The following is a 16,765-nucleotide window of genomic DNA, read 5'->3' as shown; positions in this document are numbered from 1 at the left end:
CAGCTTTTCCACCTGTTCATGTCCAAGTGTATTCATGGTCGTCCCAAAATATCACCGCATCTGGGTTTCTCCTTTTGCGCGAACCGGTAAAAGTATGGCATCATAGAGGGAGTACTTTATTATCAGGCGACAGGAGAACCTTATCATGGCATTAGACGGCATTGTTACCCAAGCGATCGTGCATGAGCTTCAGCCCTTCATCGGTGCACGCGTCGGCAAAATATATCAACCCAGCACACATGACCTCATCTTCACCCTGCGCGGTGCGGGCGGCGGCGGCAAGCTGCTGCTGTCGGCGAACCCGACCTACCCCCGGCTGCACCTGACCGAGAGAAGCAGCATCAACCCGGCGGAAGCGCCGATGTTCTGCATGCTGATGCGCAAGCATTGTGAAGGCGGCACCATCGAGAGCATTACCCAGGTGGGGCTTGAACGAATTATTCATATCACCATCAGAACACGGGATGAGCTGGGGGATGTCTCCGCCAAAAAAATCATCATCGAGCTGATGGGACGCCACAGCAACATCATTCTGACCGAGCTGGCCACGGGGACGATTATCGACGGCATTCATCATGTCACCCCGTCAATCAGCAGCTACCGGGTCGTTATGCCGGGAGCGGCTTATACCCAGCCGCCGCAGCAGCATAAGCTGAATCCGCTGCAGATCAGCCAGCCGGATTTCCTTACCCTGATAGCCTCGGCAGAGGAAGCGGCCCGCTACGCCGCCGAGCATCCTCAGGAGCCGGAGGAGGATATGATCGAGGGCGAGATCGCCGGACTGCTGGCCTCACTTGAGGCACCGCAGGCTGACGGCTCCGGCGGCCCGGCCCCTTCAGCCGATCCGGCCGGCTGGCTGGTACACGCCTTCAGCGGCCTGAGTCCGCTGATCGCCGGAGAGATCCTCCACCGGTACAAGGAGATAGGCGGAGAAGCTGAGGATTTCAGCAGCGGGATGGATAAGCCCGATCAGCTCTGGGAAGCCTTCCATTCCGTCATGGAGCCGGTCAGCAAGTTGGAATTCGCTCCAGTCACCGGTTGGAATGCCAAGGGCAAGCCGGTATTCTCGGCCATTCCGCTGAAGCTCATGAGCGGGAATGTGAAGCATTACAGCTCCATAAGCTTGTGCCTGGAGGATTATTACGGGGACAAGGCGGAGAAGGACACGGTTAAGCAGCGGGTTAGCGACCTGATCCGCTTCCTCAGCAACGAGCGCAGCAAGAACATCAAGAAGCTGGCCAACCTGCAAAAGGATCTGAACGAAGCCGAGGATGCAGACCAGTTCAAGATCTGGGGCGAGCTGCTGTTCGCTTCCCTGCACACCGTGAACAAAGGCGACAAGGAAGCAAAGCTAGTAAACTACTATGATGAGAATCAGGCGGAGATTACCGTTCCGCTCGACCCGCTGCTAAGCCCTACAGACAATGCACAGCGGTATTTCAAAAAATATAACAAGTACAAGAACAGCCTGCGGGTGATCGGCGAGCAGGTCAAGAAGACACACGAAGAGATTGCCTATATGGAACTGCTGCTCCAGCAATTAGCCCATGCCTCACTGAATGACATTGAGGAGATCCGCGAGGAGCTGGTTAGCCAAGGCTATCTCCGCGACCGCAGCAAAAAAGGCAAGAAGAAAAAGAAGGCTGCCAGACCTACGCTGCAGGTATTCACTTCCTCTGAAGGGGTTGACATCTATGTCGGCAAAAACAATCTGCAAAACGAGTATGTCACCAACCGCCTCGCTGCTCCGAACGATACCTGGCTGCATACCAAGGATATTCCCGGCTCGCATGTGGTGATCCGCAGTGAGGAATTCGGCGATGCCACCCTGGAGGAAGCTGCTCAGCTCGCCGCCTATTACAGCCAGGCCAAGCAATCCAGCAGTGTGCCGGTGGACTGTACGCTCATCCGTTACGTGCGCAAGCCGAGCGGAGCCAAGCCGGGCTTCGTCATCTACGATCATCAGCGGACACTCTTCGTCACGCCCGATGAAGAGCGGATCAAGCAGCTCCCGAATGTGCTGCGGAGTTAAGCGGAAAACCGAACAGCAATGAGTTCGCTCAAGGCGCACGGGCCAAATGTATGTGGAAAACAGCATACATCATCCTCGCTCAAGGCGCACGGGCCAAATGTATGTGGAAAACAGCATACATTGGGTTCGCTCAAGGCGCACGGGCCAAATGTATGTGGAAAACAGCATACATCTGGCTCGCTCAAGGCGCACGGGCCAAATGTATGCGGAAAACAGCATACATTGAGTTCGCTCAAGTCGAGTGGGCCAAATGTATGTGGAAAACAGCATACATCTGGCTCGCTCAAGGCGCGCGGGCCCAATGTATGTGGAAAACAGCATACATCTGGCTCGCTCAAGGCGCACGGGGCCAAATGTATGCGGAAAACCGAACACAATAGTAGGTGGTTTCCTCTTACTAATCATGCGCTTTACTAACAGTAAGGATTGCTCCTACCAAAAAACCTCCGTCCTGTAGCGCCTGCGCTAAGGGTCGGAGGTTTTTAGTGTCTTGTGTCTTGTGTCTTGTGTCTTGTGTCTGGTATCTGGCGTTTTGTGTTTTTGTATCCTGCGCTCTTTGCTGTGTCCTACAGTCAGCCTCTGGCAGCCTTAAGCTGCTCCAGCACAGCGGCAGGCACACTCACACTGCCGAGATCCCCGTGGAAAACAACGCCCTGCCGCGCACCATGGAAATCCGAGCCGCCGGTTACCCGTAGGCCGAATTCCGCAGCCAGTGCAAGGTAGCGCTCATGCTCTGCCGGGCCATGATCGGAATGATACACCTCGATGCCGTCCAAATCACATTCCTCCACGATTCTGCGCACCAGTGCGTCATCCCCGTAGATTCCCGGATGGGCCAACACCGCTGCACCTCCTGCTTCACGAATCCACTGGCAGGCCGTCTCCGGGGTAATGCGCGGAGGCGAGACATAGGCCGCCGCCCCTTCACCCAGATACTTGTCAAAAGCATCCCGCATATCCACGGCTGCGCCCAGCCGCACCAGCTCATCCGCGATGTGCGGGCGGCCGATGCTCTCATCAGGCTTCAGCTTCCGGCCAAGCCCTGACACTACCTGCTCCAGGGTGATCGCAATGCCCAGCCCGCGCAGCTTCTCCAGAATTGCTTCATTACGCCCGAGCCGGATACCCCGCTGCTCCTCCAGGCGGGACAACAGCAGTTCCTGTTCTATGTCGATATAGTAACCGAGGACATGGATCTCCTTGCCGCTCTGCCGTGTGCTGATCTCTACACCGGGAACTACAGTAATCCCGTACCGCTTGCCTGCTTCCAGTGCTTCCGCTACTCCGCTGACCGTATCATGATCGGTAATGGCTAACGCTGCCAATCCAGCGTCGTAACCAAGCCGCACATTCTCTGCCGGCGGCTGCATGCCGTCCGAGGCCTGGGTATGGGTGTGCAGGTCGCATCTGCCGGCTATATCAGCAAGACCCGCTGTAGCTAACTCCGCCTCTGAATGCCCGCTATGACTTGTAGGGTCTGTCATGGAATTCCTCCGTTCTTTCAAGTAAGTTTACATGCTTTCATGCAGCTACACGCAGCTAGCTATGCATATCCGTTACTGTCCGCCGGCATGCTGGCGCAGAAAGCCTAGGAAGGTTACCGCCGAGATCGGCAGCAAGGTCGATTTCAGATGAATAGCGTAGAATTGCCGTTTGAAGGAGGCATCCGTCAGATTGACAATCTTCAGCAGGCCGAGCGCTACTTCATGCTTGACCGAGGAGGTCGAGATAATTGTAATCCCCAGCCCTGCCTCTACCGCCGACTTCACCGCCCCGGTACTGCCCAGCTCCATCACAATCTGCATCGCTGCAGGGTCAAGCCCGTTAGCCTCAAGCTGCTCCTCCATCACCCGCCGTGTGCCCGAGCCGCGTTCGCGCAGCACGAATGGATAGGCGAGCGCCTGCGCCAGCGTCACTTCCGCCTGACCGGCCAGCGGATGCTCATGGGGCACAATCAGCTTCAGCTCGTCGCCCATTACCGGCTCAATCACCATGTCCGGGTGGGAGACCGGCGCTTCAATCAGCCCGAAATTCAGCTGATGCTTATGAATCTCATCCATAATCTGTGAAGTGTTCATGACCTTCATCATAATTGAGATATTCGGATATTCCTTGCCGAAAGGCCCCAGCAGGCGGGGAAGCACATATTCACCGATGGTCAGGCTGGCTCCGAGCATCAGGCGGCCCTCCAGCATGTGGGTGAAAGCCGACATCGCCTGATCCGTCTCACGCATCAGCTGCATGCTGCGCACCGCGAACGGCATCAGCGTCAGGCCAGCCTCGGTGAGTATGATTTTTTTGGTGGAACGGTCGAACAGCTTGGTTCCGAAATAATCCTCAAGCGCCTGAATCTGCATCGTCACCGCAGGCTGGGTCATATGCAGAGTCTGTGCCGCCGCCGAGAAGCTGCCCCGTTCGGACACGGTATAGAAAATATGAAGCTGATGAAAATTCATACGTTACTGACTCCTTCGCTAATTTCAGTCTTCAAGCAAAAAGGCACGCAGCCCTAAGCCGCATGCCTCCCTCGTTTCAAGTATCCTACTTGCGCCTGCGGCGTTTCTTGGACAGCTTCATGCGCCGGGAATGTCGCAGCCAGGAATAGTATCGCTTGAGATCCCGGAGCTGCGGAGTCACCGATATTTTGCCCAGAAAAGACACGATTACCATGACATACAGCGGCTCTCCGGAGAGGGCCGTGACGCCCTCAAGCTGCCTGAAATCAACCACGATCACCGTATCATTATCGATCAGATAGGCATTATAATCACTGTTCGAGTAAGGCCTCAGCCGGTTCTGCTTCAGGGCCTGCCAGATCCAGGCGGTCACCTCCACATTTCCGCTGTCCTCAGCAGCTACCCGGTCCGCATAACGGCTCTTGGCATGCCGGGTCAGCACGATGTCGGCAATCCCGTAGTTATTCAGCATGATATGGAAGGGTTCGTGCACCCCCCACCAGTCCATCCCCTTGCCCTGCATAGTCATCACACTCCACGTAAAAAGGGTCTTGGCATGCTCTTATTGTTGTCAATCTTACCGCATTGACGGCCGTTGTTCAAGCATACCGCCATCCCCGGGAGAGTTACATGGCGAAACCTCAGCTGCCCGTCCGGTGCATACTGATATCGCTGTCATCGACATAGCTGCTGCCTCTGATCATTTTGCAGCTTTTTTTGAAGCGGGCCGCCTCTACAGACAGCTCCTCAATGGAAGCAAACCGGCGGCTGCGGTTCGTAACCACGGCAATCGAGATCGAGACCAGCGGGATCTCCTCCAGTTGTCCCGAACGGCTCTCGGTCAGCACGTATTTCTGGGCCAGATGTCCGGCATGATAGAAATCCTTAACCGCCGTATCGAACGCCGCGATGATGCTTCTGCAGCATTCCTCGTAATGATAATCGCTGATAAAAATAATAAAATCATCCCCGCCGATATGCCCCAGGAATCCGTTCATCCGCAGCGCCTCATGCTTTAGCAGCTCTGCAGTGGCCTGAATCATACGGTCGCCTTCCTTGAAACCGTAGGTGTCGTTGTACGCCTTGAAATGGTCAAGATCGATGTAGAGTACACTGAATTCATCCTGCAGCAGCGTCTTCACCATCCACTCGGTAATGCTGATATTCCCTGGGAGCCCTGTTAACGGATTCAGGAAGCTGGCGGCCACCGCCTGAATCTCCGCGAAGTTAAGCAGCAGATCCCGTACGCTAACCGCTCCGAACAGGGCCTTCTCATGAGTCACGATCACATAGTCGTACAGATTCTCATCCTGCCTCGACATCGCCTGCCTGCTTACCTCAATAATCGGCGTGTTATAGTCCACCACCAGCGGATTTTTGTCCATCACCAGTTCCACAGGTCTGCCCATATAGAGCGTATACCCATACAGCGTACCTATTTTCTGATAAAAGCTGATCCTCATAATCAATCCGGCGGTGCGCCCGTTTTCCGTGACGGCTACGCCTTGGAGCTGGGGATTGCTTTTGAAAATCTGGTCCACAAACCCGCATTTGTGATGAATCGAAATGTCCGGGATTTGTTCAGCGATTTCACCGATCTGCAGAAACATGCGTACACCCTCCCTTGACTGGATAATGGAGCACTGGAGACGGAAGCGCTCCACGCTCAGGCCGATGAGCCGGTCTCCCGAGCGCATAGCCAAGGGTCCCTGTCTTATTCATCTAATCCCCCGTATGCTTGTCTTCCTGAATTCAATAACTTCTCTTCAGCATAGATTGGAATTATTAAGCAGGGATAAACTTCGGGCCGGGGCATTGCCTTCTGCGCACCTTTTTTCACACTAACGACCTATTTTGACAATGCTCCTGCCCGGTTAATCGTATAGAGCACAGGGATTGCCGCTCCAATGAGGATCACCCCCATGAATGCCGGTGCAGCCGGTCCAAGCAACACATAGAGCTGTCCGCCAACCAGCGGCCCGATCATTCTCGCCAGCGCCTGAATCGATTGGCTGCCCCCTTGAACCCGTCCCTGCTCGCCCGCTGCGGCAGATTTGGACAGCATTCCGTTGAACGAGGGCCCGAAGACCGAATCGCCGAAGCCGAAGATAAACATCCCTGCGATAAAAAGGGGATAAAAGGCGAACAAGGCCGACAACGCAAACAGGACATATCCAACAATTTCCGAGACCATTCCGAGGAGGGCGATTTGCCGGTCACTGTATCTTTTCAGGAGCTTCGGCATAATGAATCCTTGGGACAGGATATCCTGCAAGCCCATGATGGAGAACATCAATCCGATGATCACCGGCTTCCAGCTGAAGTTATCCAATGTGAACTGTGAAAAAATAGCCTGGAATGAGCCATTCGGTATCCACAGCAGGAAGGCGGAGACAAACAGTCTATTGAGATTCTTCATGGACAGCAGGTTCGCAAGCTGCGAGAGGGGGTTCAGCCTGACTAAGGGGATTGCCTTCAGTCTCTTACTTTTCTCCAGACTCTCCGGCATGAACAGGAAGCCATAACCCACATTCAGTAATGTTACCGCTGCGCCAGCATACATGGGCACCGAATACCCGAACTTGGCCAGCAGCCCGCCCATCGACGGACCAATAATAGTACCGGCCCCTACCACCGCGCTCACCCAGCCAAAGTACTTGGTCCGTTGCTCCGGCGGAAGGATGTCTGCAAAATAAGCGAAGATTGTACCGATGCTCCCGCCTGTGATCCCTTCAATGATCCGCCCGGCGAACAGCACCCATAAAGCCCCTCCAAGGCCAAATATGAAGTAACCGGCAGCCGAACCCAGCAAGCATAGCAGAAGCAGCGGACGTCGTCCGTATTTATCACTCAGCGCACCCAGCACAGGCGCCGCACAGAACAGGCAGGCCGCATACACTGAGGTCAGCAGAGTAACCATCACCGCTTGTTTTCCGGGATCGCTAATGTAAGGCTGGACTAGGAATGGAACCACAGGAGCTATGATACTGAAGCCTATTCCGCATAAAAATACTGAGATTAGACCGAATATAAGCGCGTGCTTATCCGCCGTTGGTTCTGAAGGTTGATCTTGATTGTCAGCTGGTTTGGATGTGGACATGTATCTTCTCTCCTTAGAGTTTATGATTTGTTTCCCAAGAAACAATATCATCCTAGCACACTTTTGATTCCAAGGAAACAAAATTTTGAACATAAAAAAACACCCTGCCGGGTGAAAGTAACTCTGCCTGTAATATTCTGCTGAAGTATAGAGGGGAAATTAATCTTCTTCCGTGCTGTTCTCCAGCTCCTGCTTCTTAATCTCTTCATCCAAATGCCTATTGTACTTCTCCATGAAGCTGAGCATACCGGCATACTGGCTATCGGTCACCTGCTCAAACACGGGTCTGTCCCGCTCCCGGAACTCACGGTGCAATTCGTCATGAATCTGATACACAGCCTTCCCTTGACCGGTAAGCCTGAAATAGATTTCCTTCTGATTGTCCGGCTTCTGGTAGCTCTCGATAAGCCCCTTGTGCAGGAGCTTCCGTGTAATCTTGCTGATCGCCCCTCTGGTCATGTACAAGGCCTCTGCAAGCTTGGTCACGTTGACGTCTGCATGTCGTCCGATGTATTCAATACAGTGCACCTCAGAGGGTTTATTACCCTTAAGACTGATCTCCATCTTGGACTTGTTCAGCCAGCTCATCTTATTGAATAATTCCCGGAAAGCGGTTAAGACCTGTTCCTCTTTGTTCATTGGTGGTCCCCCTCTTAAAAAAACAGACGCCAGCGGCGTCTGTCTAAATAACCCTTATCCCTGAACTACAGACCGTAGTACTTGGACTTGTCCGGTCCGTTGCTGGTATATTCCGTCTTCAGTTCATTGCGGTACGAACGCTCAATCTTGCGCACATAAGAAAGTCTGCGGACATTCTTCATAACTTCCTCGGCGCGCTCCGCATTGACGTACATTACCGCATAGTGCATTTTACGGGAAACGTAGTGCAATGTGCCGTACTTCTCCAGGTTGCGCGCCGCCTTGACGTCGCTAACCCATACAATATAACCTGTCCGTTCCGCAAACATAAGCTCATCCGCCTCTCTTTCTCTATCTCCTCACGGGTCAGCTTATCCGCAAGAGCATTTGCCGCCGCTGCCGCATCCGCCTTTGGGGGACGGATCATTGCTGGGAACCTTAATACTGTCCGAGACCGAGAATGCGATCGCCTCAGACATGGAATGAAGAATATCATCCAGCGTCTTCTCCGCATTCTTGAAGCGGACCACCGCTTCGAACTGCTCCAGCTCCCGCTCTACAGCCTCAACCTCATCCTTGGCCGAGTGATAGTTCGGGTGAAAATGACCAAACCGCTGTGTCTCGTCAAACAGCTCCTTCTTGCCTTGCAGCCGCTTGATCATGGCCTGGATTTGGGGATGGTTATCTACCTGTCCCTTCCAGTATAGGTAATCCGACACTTCTGCGGATTGATTAATCATATCGCCTAATTCATAGGCGTATGTCAGCACTTCAGCCATATCGACCGTATTTAATTCCGCTACGCTCATGAACTTCAACTCTTTTCTGCATTTAATGTTCTACCGCAGCGATAGACTACCTTATCATAACATATCCGCCCGCCTCAGCAGAAGAAGAATTTCTGTGCTTAAGCGGATGCAGCAGCTGAATTTCCTGCCAGTCCTCCGCTGCAAGCTCCGTCTCCTCTGCTGTCTCCGTTCCCGGGAGCAGCAGAATGCCCCGTACCTTCCATGGGCGTCCGCTGATCCGTTCAGGAATGAAATCCGCCGCCTTGCCCCCGTAGGAGAGCCGGACCTTGATTCCCCAGCTTAGGGCCTGCTCCATTACCTTTTGCGCTGTAGTGACATGATACTGCCTCCACTGATTGAACCACATCTGCGGCACGGCCTCCTCACCCGGCAGCTCCAGCATCGGGGGGCCGCCCCTGTCCAGCGGCAGGAGCTTCGGGGACGGGCCCTTTCCCAGCAGGCCCCGTTCCCCGGCTGCGGCAGGGAGCTCGTAGCGCAGCGCTGGCTCGTCCAGCCCAGACAGCTCGAACAGCCGCTGCTGGCCCGCAGCCCCGTTCAGGTCCCCTGCCCTTAAGGACGGCGCCAGACCGGCGGCTGCTAGCTCCTTGCGCAGCTGCCCGGCAGCCTCCGGCCGGACGATGAAGTGGAGCGGGCCGATGCGGGTAACGATGTCCTGCAGCCGGGGATGGGCGGCGATGATCTCGCCCTCCTGCTCTCCGGCGCAGGACAGCAGAAGAACCTCCGCCAGTTCGGTCCGCCCGATCGCTCTGGCCCACTGCCGTAGCGCCAGTATGACCTGCTCCGGCAATCCTCCGGCGGCATGGGCGTTCAGCCAGGAGATCACTTCACCCGGGGCGAACCCCTGGTCCGCCGCGGCTTCCAGCCGCTCACGGGTCAGCCGGAAGCTCCAGAGATCCTCGTGATGCAGCAGCTCCGCACACCCGGCCAATGTCCAGCGGACCGTATAAGCGACCTCCGGTGGTACCAGCACCTCGAAATCCGGCTGAACAATGAAGCCGGGGGACGCGGAAGCCGATGCCTGCGGCAGCGGGCTACATGCGGCTTCAGCTGCTACGGGTCTCTGCGGGCTGAGGACGGTATCTTGAGCTTCGGCGGCGCTGTCCAGGATTGCTTGGCTGTGTGAGGCTATGCTTGGACTGCTGCTGGCTGTTTCCGGGTTACTGTCCGCTTCTTCTGCACCCTCTTGATGCTGCGGGGTTATTCCTAGGCTATGTCCCGTCAGTTGCGGCTTCCTTGCCTTCCAGCGGAAGCACTCCGCTCCTTCTGCTGAATACCCCAGCTCACACCAGCCGAAGGCGGCCAGAAGGCGAATCCAGGCAAGTGACGCCTGCTTAAGCCCTGAGTCTGAGCCTGTCCCTGCTGCCCCCGGCACAGGCTGCTCCCCGGCTAGACCATTCTGTCTCATCCAGCTTAGAACAGGCTCTACCGCAAACCACTCGTCCGTCTTAAACTCTGCTGCCGAGAACAAATGTCTGAAATGCTGTTCTTCAGGCAGCGGAGCACCGTAGCGGCTGATTACCAAGGTGCAGAGCGTATCCGTCATCTCTTGTGCGGTAAGAGCCAGCCAGCGTTGCAGCATCGGTCTGTCTACTCCATACCCGCTGTTATCGCGGGTAATCAGCCCCAATACGCTCAGCAGATCAATGATTAATGTAACCGGCAGCGGATAGCTCTGGTGACCGGCCGAGGACTCAAGCAGAGTCAGATACTCCCCCGGTATGGACAACTTTCCGGCTAACCGCCCAAGCTGCTTCTTATGTATCACTCCCTTAGATGTCAGAGGCAGGCCTTCCTGGGCTATGAACAGCAGTCCCTGAAATAGCTCCCCTGCCAGTTCTGAACACGCTGCATGCTCAACCCGTACTGCCCCCTCCACCCGCACCTGCGGACAGCCCGTCCAGAAGCTCCGCAGGATCAAGGGATACTGCTGCTGCGGAATCTGATACAGCCGCTCCCCCCACACCTTCTGACGCAGCTCCAGCATCCCGGTGTGAAGCAGTTCCTCCAGGGCCAGCAACTGCTCGGCTCTACACAGGAATTCAGGCCGCAGCCGCTCTGCAGAATCCGCTGTACATGGCGAAGCCGCATGCTCTGCCGCTATCCGCAGCAGCACTTCACAAGCATCCGCAGACAGCTTGCCGATATCATCTGCCGGTTCCAGTTCCATCAGAGAACAGCTCCTTCCGCCGGGTCCAGCATCCGGACCCCGTATTCATAGCCTTGCTCTGTCAGGAACATCCGGCGGCGCAGGGCGAATTCCTGCTCCCGGCTGTCTCCCGTGACCAGCGTGTAGAAATACGCCCGGTTATCCCCCGGCTTCGGGCGAAGGATGCGGCCCAGCCGCTGAGCCTCCTCCTGCCGGGAGCCGAAGGCGCCGGATACCTCAATTGCTACCGAGGCATCCGGCAGATTCACAGCAAAGTTCGCAACCTTGGAGACAATCAGCACCGGCAGCTTGCCATCATTGAACGCAGCGTAGAGCGCATTCCGCTCCTTCTGCGGAGTCTTGCCCGTGATCAGAGGGGCCGCCAGCTCCAGCGCCATCTGCTCCAGCTGGTCGAGGTACTGGCCGATCACTAGAATCGACGCTGCGGGATGCGCCGCAGCAATCTGCGCTGCGGCCTGCGCCTTAGCCTGATTACCTGCCGCCAGCCGGAACTGCTCCTTCGCACCGGCATACACATATTGCTGCCGCAGCTTCTGGTTCATCGGAACGATGACCTCGATGCAATCGACAGCTGCAATCCATCCCTGCCGCTCCAGCACCTTCCAGGGCAGGTCGTAGCATCTCGGGCCGATCAGGGAGAACACATCCCCCTCCCGCCCGTCCTCCCGGACCAGCGTTGCTGTCAGCCCCAGCCGCCGCGTAGCCTGAATATCTGCGGTCGCCCGGAAGACAGGCGCCGGAAGCAGATGGACCTCGTCATAGATAATCAGCCCCCAGTTTCGTTCATGGAACAGATTCATGTGGACAAATGCTCCTCCCTTGGAGCGCCTGTGGGTCAGCATCTGATAAGTTGTAACGGTTACCGGCCGCACCTCCCGGTGCTCTCCCGTGTATTCCCCGACCTCATCTGCGCTCAGCGTGGTCCGCAGCAGCAGCTCCCCGCGCCACTGTTCTACTGAAGTCGTGCTTGAAGTAAGGATCAGTGTCTCGCACTGCAGCTGCTCCAGCACCGCAAGGCCGACAACTGTTTTGCCTGCCCCGCAGGGCAGCACGACCACACCGCTGCCGCCATGTCCGCCGGTTCCCTGGAACTTTCGGACAGCCTCCCGTTGATAATCCCGGAGCCTGAATTCGGCGCTGCTCTCTTCACCCGTTCCCCTTAGAGTTTCCCGCCAGGCCATCTTCAGTATCTGCCCGTCCCGGTACCCGGCATAGTCAAGAACCGGATAACCCAGTCTGGCCAACTCCTGCTTCAGCAGACCCCGGTTCATCTTCGGACAATGGCTATGCAGCTCCCCGGTCCGGCGCAGGCCCAGCTCCTTCAGCTTCTGAGAGTCATCCAGTTCATCCAGCCGGCTCGCCCGGTCAGCGGTTAACGTAACAAGCTGCGGATCACTCTCATCCGCGTGCAGATGCAAGCTTCCGTAACGGGACATCAGCAGCTCCATCTCCCCCTCGACCTCGGAAGGAATGCCCCACCTGGACAGCCTGCGCAGTCCTTCAATGACCTCTGCCGCTGTCTGTCCCCCGGCTGCGGCGTTCCATAGGGACAACGGCGTGATCCGGTAAGTGTGGTAAGCTGGAGGACTTTTGACAAGCTCGGCAAATCCGCTTAGAATCGTCCGCGCCTCCTCAAATCCCGGATGTCCGCATTCCAGCAGAATTGTCCGGTCATTCCGTGTGATGCATGGCCCCGCCTCTGCTCCGCTCATCCTATTCCCTCCTTGTGTGCTATAGTGGTTCACCTTTGTCCCTACAACGAAAAAGCCCACCTCCGCCAAACGGATATGAGCCACTCGTCATTCTATTAATGCAGCTGCTGCCGCTGTGAGATTTCATGGAGCGGCTTCGCAGCCTCATAGATATTGTCCAGCAGAGTAACCGGCACCGGCTGCGCGGTCATCACTTCTTTGACTGTCTTCAAGAATGAACCCTCCTGTCCACGTTACCATGGCATTTGAGAGTAGTTTTTCCTGGAGCGGTAACATTTATACGGATAAGGACTCATTCAGACAGGAGTCGGCCATAGCGACCAGCAGCTTCACGCCATAGAGCATAGCATCCTCATCGAAATCAAATTTGCTGTGATGGTGCGGATAGACGGCATCCTTGGCCGCGTTGCCCGCACCGACGAAGATGAAGCAGCCGGGAATCTCCTGAACATAATAGGAAAAGTCCTCCGCCGGCATAATCTTCTCCATCAGCATCACTTGGGCATCTGTACCCAGCGCCTCAGGGGCAACACGGGCGAAGCGTTCATACTCAGCAATGTCATTCACCAGCGGCGGGTACCCCATCAGATAGTCCACCTTCGCCTCCGTCCCATAGGCTGCGGCTATGGACGCCGCCAACTCTTCAATGCGGCGGCGGATCAGATGACGTGTCTCTTCATCAAATGCCCGCACCGTCCCGGTAATCCGGCAGCGCTCGGCAATGATATTCTGGGCGGAACCGCCTTGCATCGTTCCCACGCTGACCACAGCAGGACGCAGCGGATCAACGTTGCGGCTGACAATCGTCTGCAGCCCGGTAACCAGTGCCGCACCGGCCACAATACTGTCTGCTGTGCGGTGGGGCATGCCGCCGTGTCCGCCCCGGCCGGTCAGATCAATGAAGAACTCATCGGCCGAAGCCATCAGCGGCCCCGGCGCACTGCCTACCGTCCCGAGCGGGAAAGGCGTCCACAGATGCAACCCGTAGACAGCATCCGCACCCGCAAGCACGCCTTCCGCAATCATGTCCACTGCACCGCCGGGACAGACCTCTTCCGCCGGCTGGAACAGAAAGCGGATCTCCCCCCTCAGTTCCTCCCGGCGGGAGCTGTAATACGCCGCCGCAGCCAGCAGCATGGCGGTATGCCCGTCATGCCCGCAGGCATGCATAACCCCGGGATGCTGGGAAGCATATTCCCGGCCGCTCTCCTCCGTAATACTCAGCGCGTCCATATCTGCACGCAGGACTACCGTTCTGCCAGTCTCCCGGCCCTTAAGTATGCCTGTCAATCCGTAGCCTGCTGCACTCCGCCGGACCTCAATCCCGAGCTCCGTGAGCCTTGCCCCGACATAAGCGGAGGTCTCCTTCTCCTGATAGGACAGCTCCGGATGACGGTGCAGATGGCGGCGCCATTTGATCATTTCCGGGAGCAGTTCCCCGATCTCTAACCTCTCCATAACTCTCCATTCCCTTCTCTGACAGCATCCTGCGGATAAGCCTGCGGGGCAAGCCCTTGAGCTCTATCCGCTCCGCAGCCTGCCAACTTTCTTTTATTGTAGCAGAAACGCAAAAAAGTGGGTATTAATCAGCCTGTTCTACCTTGCACAACCCCGGGAAACAGACTATCATGAGGAAGAACAATAACAAATTTTAATTACAAATGAATCATTATACTTCATTAAGGGGAGTTGTGCGCTATGATATTTGAGAACACGGGCCTCGAAGGACTGAAGAGCGACCTTCTTTATCTCGACGAGAGTGCAGCAAGGGCAGGATTCATCAGATGGCAATGGGAATACTACCGCGCGACTTATGACTGCAAGATAGAAGACCGCAAGGACGGCGGCGAATACTTCCTGCGCATTAATACCCGCGCTGTGGAGGGGAAGCTGGAGAAGTCAGATGCGGTGCTGGCGATTGAAGCCGTCTATCTGGGCAAGGCCACATTCCCCCACGGGCTGGAATATGAATCCCCGGTGCCTCAGCCGGTGCTTGAGGTAGCCCGGAAGCATATCAATGAATTGAAAGCGCTGCTGGAAGTTTGAGTGCCGCGAAGGGAAAGACGGCCGCCAAAGCCCGCCCGCCCAAAAGAGGAACGCCTGATTTCCAGCTGCTTATTCTCACCCTGCTGTTCGTGGGCTTCGGCCTGCTGATGGTGTTCAGCTCCAGTTCCAGCTTAACCCTTGCCAGTGAGAAATACAGCAACAATGCATTTTTCTTCGTCAAAAAACAACTGATCTGGGCTGTGCTGGGCAGCTTCATCATGTTCGTGGTAATGAATATCCACTACAGCAAATTCAAGAAATGGTATGCCCCGATCTTCGTGATTACACTCGTCCTGCTGCTGTTCGTAGCAACCACCGAGGGGATTAACGGCGCCAAGAGCTGGATGAGTATCGGAACCCTTGGGATTCAGCCTACCGAGCTGGCCAAGATCTCTATCATTCTCTACCTGGCTGCCCTGATCACCAAAAAAGGCGAGCGCCTGCGCGATTTGCGGACAGGGTATATCCCTGTCATGATTATCGTCGGCATCGTAGCCGGACTGATCATGCTTCAGCCGGATCTAGGCTCCTGTATGATTCTTGTCGCAACCAGCGGACTGATCATCTATGCCGGCGGCGCCAGTATGAAGCACATTATGGGCTCGATTGGCCTGTTGATTCTGGGCGTGGCTCTCGTCTGGGGTGCCAAGACCGCCATTGACTCCCTGTCGCCGCACACCGAGAAGGCTGAGATTAAGCAGGATTACCGTCAGGGCCGTATTGAAGCCTTCCTTGATCCGGCGAAAGATGCCTCCGGCAACGGCTATCATATCATGCAATCCCTTATCGCCCTAGGCGAAGGCGGAACACAAGGCTCCGGGTTTGGTAAGAGTATCCAAAAGCTTCACTACCTTCCTTATCCTTACACTGACTTTATATTTTCCGTCATCGGTGAGGAGCTCGGCTTCGTGGGAACAGCCTTGTTCCTGCTGCTCTATCTGTATTTTATCTGGAGAGGGATTCTGATTTCACTGCGGTGTACCGATCCCTTCGGCACCCTGGTCGGCATCGGAATCATGGGGCTCATCGCCATTCAGGCCTTCATCAATATCGGCGGTGTGACCAATACCATTCCGCTTACAGGGGTTACACTGCCCTTTATCAGCTACGGCGGCTCCTCGCTGCTCGTCACCATGCTCTGCATGGGGATCATGCTCAGCATCTCACGGGAGACCAACCGTCCGGCCAAGGAGGAAGTTGTGAAGTCTGTGACTACGGTCAGACAGGTACGCAACAACAGAAGTGCAGGCACCCGCGCACGCTAAGAGGCTACATACCGTCGAGGATCGAGATAATTTAAAGGCAGTCCGGAATATATTCCGGACTGCCTTTTGCATGGATGCCTAATATAATTGTGCTTAAGAAATCTCGTCGTTCTTGAAGGCTACGCCTTCGACCTTAACGTTAACCTCTACGATGTGAAGCCCGGTCATACTCTCCACAGCCTCGCGGACATTCTGCTGAAGCATGCGGCACACTTCATGAATCGGCGTTTCGTACAGTACGATGATGCGCAGATCTACTGCAGCTTCCAATTGGCCAACTTCGACAGTAACACCCTTTTGCACGTTCTTGCCGCTCAGGCGCTTTGCCCAGCCCTCTGACAAACCGCCAGACATGGCTGCAATTCCGGGAGTCTCAAGCGCGGCCAGGCCGGCAATTTTTGAGACAACGTCATTCGATATCCGTATATTTCCCAATTCCAGTTGAAGCTGTTCTGCCATGCCATATCCCCCCTACTCTCATTATCAATTATTGTAATTCCAAAGCGGCCTAAAAAGCAAATGACTTTCTCTCACCCCCG

Annotated in this window: 15 protein-coding genes; 3 read left to right on the top strand and 12 right to left on the bottom strand. The window is 55.7% G+C overall.

Features of this window, described 5'->3' with window-relative positions; genetic code table 11:
• Nucleotides 1–145 precede the first annotated feature (145 nt).
• On the top strand, nt 146–2,032 hold the full coding sequence (locus NYE26_RS11905) for an NFACT RNA binding domain-containing protein (RefSeq protein WP_339256019.1): 1,887 nt from the start codon (nt 146–148) through the stop codon (nt 2,030–2,032).
• A 572-nt stretch (nt 2,033–2,604) separates the two neighbouring features.
• Here the strand turns inward: NYE26_RS11905 and NYE26_RS11900 are convergent.
• The 11 genes from NYE26_RS11900 to NYE26_RS11850 all read right to left on the bottom strand — a co-directional run bounded on the left by NYE26_RS11900 (nt 2,605) and on the right by NYE26_RS11850 (nt 14,373).
• Entirely contained in the window at nt 2,605–3,516 is a 912-nt protein-coding gene (locus NYE26_RS11900; protein WP_339256017.1) for a PHP domain-containing protein, read from the bottom strand.
• A 72-nt stretch (nt 3,517–3,588) separates the two neighbouring features.
• Nucleotides 3,589–4,488 (bottom strand): selenium metabolism-associated LysR family transcriptional regulator, encoded by a 900-nt coding sequence (locus NYE26_RS11895; protein ID WP_339256015.1) that lies wholly within the window; start codon nt 4,486–4,488, stop codon nt 3,589–3,591.
• 85 nt (nt 4,489–4,573) lie between these two features.
• Nucleotides 4,574–5,017, bottom strand: a complete 444-nt coding sequence (locus tag NYE26_RS11890) for a hypothetical protein (protein ID WP_339257441.1) — start codon at nt 5,015–5,017, stop codon at nt 4,574–4,576.
• A 112-nt stretch (nt 5,018–5,129) separates the two neighbouring features.
• Nucleotides 5,130–6,185 carry a GGDEF domain-containing protein gene (locus NYE26_RS11885; protein WP_339257439.1) on the bottom strand — a complete coding sequence of 352 codons (1,056 nt, stop codon included), beginning with the start codon at nt 6,183–6,185 and terminating at the stop codon, nt 5,130–5,132.
• A 152-nt stretch (nt 6,186–6,337) separates the two neighbouring features.
• Complete coding sequence (locus tag NYE26_RS11880) at nt 6,338–7,588, bottom strand: MFS transporter (RefSeq protein WP_339256013.1); 1,251 nt, start codon at nt 7,586–7,588, stop codon at nt 6,338–6,340.
• Between the two features lie 159 nt (nt 7,589–7,747).
• Nucleotides 7,748–8,227, bottom strand: a complete 480-nt coding sequence (locus tag NYE26_RS11875) for a MarR family transcriptional regulator (RefSeq protein ID WP_339256011.1) — start codon at nt 8,225–8,227, stop codon at nt 7,748–7,750.
• Between the two features lie 65 nt (nt 8,228–8,292).
• On the bottom strand, nt 8,293–8,556 hold the full coding sequence (locus NYE26_RS11870; RefSeq protein WP_036694997.1) for a YlbG family protein: 264 nt from the start codon (nt 8,554–8,556) through the stop codon (nt 8,293–8,295).
• A gap of 42 nt (nt 8,557–8,598) precedes the next feature.
• Entirely contained in the window at nt 8,599–9,036 is a 438-nt protein-coding gene (locus tag NYE26_RS11865) for a YlbF family regulator (protein ID WP_036729443.1), read from the bottom strand.
• A 46-nt stretch (nt 9,037–9,082) separates the two neighbouring features.
• Nucleotides 9,083–11,203: a helicase-associated domain-containing protein gene (locus tag NYE26_RS11860; RefSeq protein ID WP_339256009.1), complete on the bottom strand. Its 2,121-nt coding sequence runs from the start codon at nt 11,201–11,203 to the stop codon at nt 9,083–9,085.
• Complete coding sequence (locus NYE26_RS11855) at nt 11,203–12,915, bottom strand: DNA repair helicase XPB (RefSeq protein WP_339256007.1); 1,713 nt, start codon at nt 12,913–12,915, stop codon at nt 11,203–11,205. The genes NYE26_RS11860 and NYE26_RS11855 overlap by 1 nt, the downstream gene beginning before the upstream one ends.
• 276 nt (nt 12,916–13,191) lie before the next feature.
• Nucleotides 13,192–14,373: an amidohydrolase gene (locus tag NYE26_RS11850; RefSeq protein ID WP_076074347.1), complete on the bottom strand. Its 1,182-nt coding sequence runs from the start codon at nt 14,371–14,373 to the stop codon at nt 13,192–13,194.
• 240 nt (nt 14,374–14,613) lie between these two features.
• On the opposite strand from NYE26_RS11850, the gene NYE26_RS11845 reads away from it, so the two are divergent.
• Together NYE26_RS11845 and ftsW are read left to right on the top strand one after the other, a co-directional pair.
• On the top strand, nt 14,614–14,961 hold the full coding sequence (locus NYE26_RS11845) for a YugN family protein (RefSeq protein ID WP_036729451.1): 348 nt from the start codon (nt 14,614–14,616) through the stop codon (nt 14,959–14,961).
• Complete coding sequence (gene ftsW, locus NYE26_RS11840) at nt 14,958–16,226, top strand: putative lipid II flippase FtsW (RefSeq protein WP_339256003.1); 1,269 nt, start codon at nt 14,958–14,960, stop codon at nt 16,224–16,226. The genes NYE26_RS11845 and ftsW overlap by 4 nt, the downstream gene beginning before the upstream one ends.
• A gap of 93 nt (nt 16,227–16,319) precedes the next feature.
• Here the strand turns inward: ftsW and NYE26_RS11835 are convergent, their stop codons facing one another.
• A complete protein-coding gene (locus NYE26_RS11835; RefSeq protein WP_036695005.1) occupies nt 16,320–16,685 on the bottom strand; it encodes an Asp23/Gls24 family envelope stress response protein in 366 nt (121 codons plus the stop codon).
• Nucleotides 16,686–16,765: the final 80 nt, after the last annotated feature.

Source organism: Paenibacillus sp. FSL P2-0136, assembly GCF_037975325.1.
In the GTDB taxonomy this organism is placed as follows: domain Bacteria; phylum Bacillota; class Bacilli; order Paenibacillales; family Paenibacillaceae; genus Paenibacillus_AQ; species Paenibacillus_AQ silagei.
This window is presented reverse-complemented; position numbering and strand designations above follow the sequence as displayed.

Excerpts from the sequence above, each read along its gene's own strand:
- NYE26_RS11905 (WP_339256019.1), top strand. The coding sequence starts at position 146 with ATGGCATTAGACGGCATTGTTACCCAAGCGATCGTGCATGAGCTTCAG.
- NYE26_RS11900 (WP_339256017.1), bottom strand. The coding sequence starts at position 3,516 with ATGACAGACCCTACAAGTCATAGCGGGCATTCAGAGGCGGAGTTAGCT.
- NYE26_RS11895 (WP_339256015.1), bottom strand. The coding sequence starts at position 4,488 with ATGAATTTTCATCAGCTTCATATTTTCTATACCGTGTCCGAACGGGGC.
- NYE26_RS11890 (WP_339257441.1), bottom strand. The coding sequence starts at position 5,017 with ATGACTATGCAGGGCAAGGGGATGGACTGGTGGGGGGTGCACGAACCC.
- NYE26_RS11885 (WP_339257439.1), bottom strand. The coding sequence starts at position 6,185 with ATGCGCTCGGGAGACCGGCTCATCGGCCTGAGCGTGGAGCGCTTCCGT.
- NYE26_RS11880 (WP_339256013.1), bottom strand. The coding sequence starts at position 7,588 with ATGTCCACATCCAAACCAGCTGACAATCAAGATCAACCTTCAGAACCA.
- NYE26_RS11875 (WP_339256011.1), bottom strand. The coding sequence starts at position 8,227 with ATGAACAAAGAGGAACAGGTCTTAACCGCTTTCCGGGAATTATTCAAT.
- NYE26_RS11870 (WP_036694997.1), bottom strand. The coding sequence starts at position 8,556 with ATGTTTGCGGAACGGACAGGTTATATTGTATGGGTTAGCGACGTCAAG.
- NYE26_RS11865 (WP_036729443.1), bottom strand. The coding sequence starts at position 9,036 with ATGAGCGTAGCGGAATTAAATACGGTCGATATGGCTGAAGTGCTGACA.
- NYE26_RS11860 (WP_339256009.1), bottom strand. The coding sequence starts at position 11,203 with ATGGAACTGGAACCGGCAGATGATATCGGCAAGCTGTCTGCGGATGCT.
- NYE26_RS11855 (WP_339256007.1), bottom strand. The coding sequence starts at position 12,915 with ATGAGCGGAGCAGAGGCGGGGCCATGCATCACACGGAATGACCGGACA.
- NYE26_RS11850 (WP_076074347.1), bottom strand. The coding sequence starts at position 14,373 with ATGGAGAGGTTAGAGATCGGGGAACTGCTCCCGGAAATGATCAAATGG.
- NYE26_RS11845 (WP_036729451.1), top strand. The coding sequence starts at position 14,614 with ATGATATTTGAGAACACGGGCCTCGAAGGACTGAAGAGCGACCTTCTT.
- NYE26_RS11835 (WP_036695005.1), bottom strand. The coding sequence starts at position 16,685 with ATGGCAGAACAGCTTCAACTGGAATTGGGAAATATACGGATATCGAAT.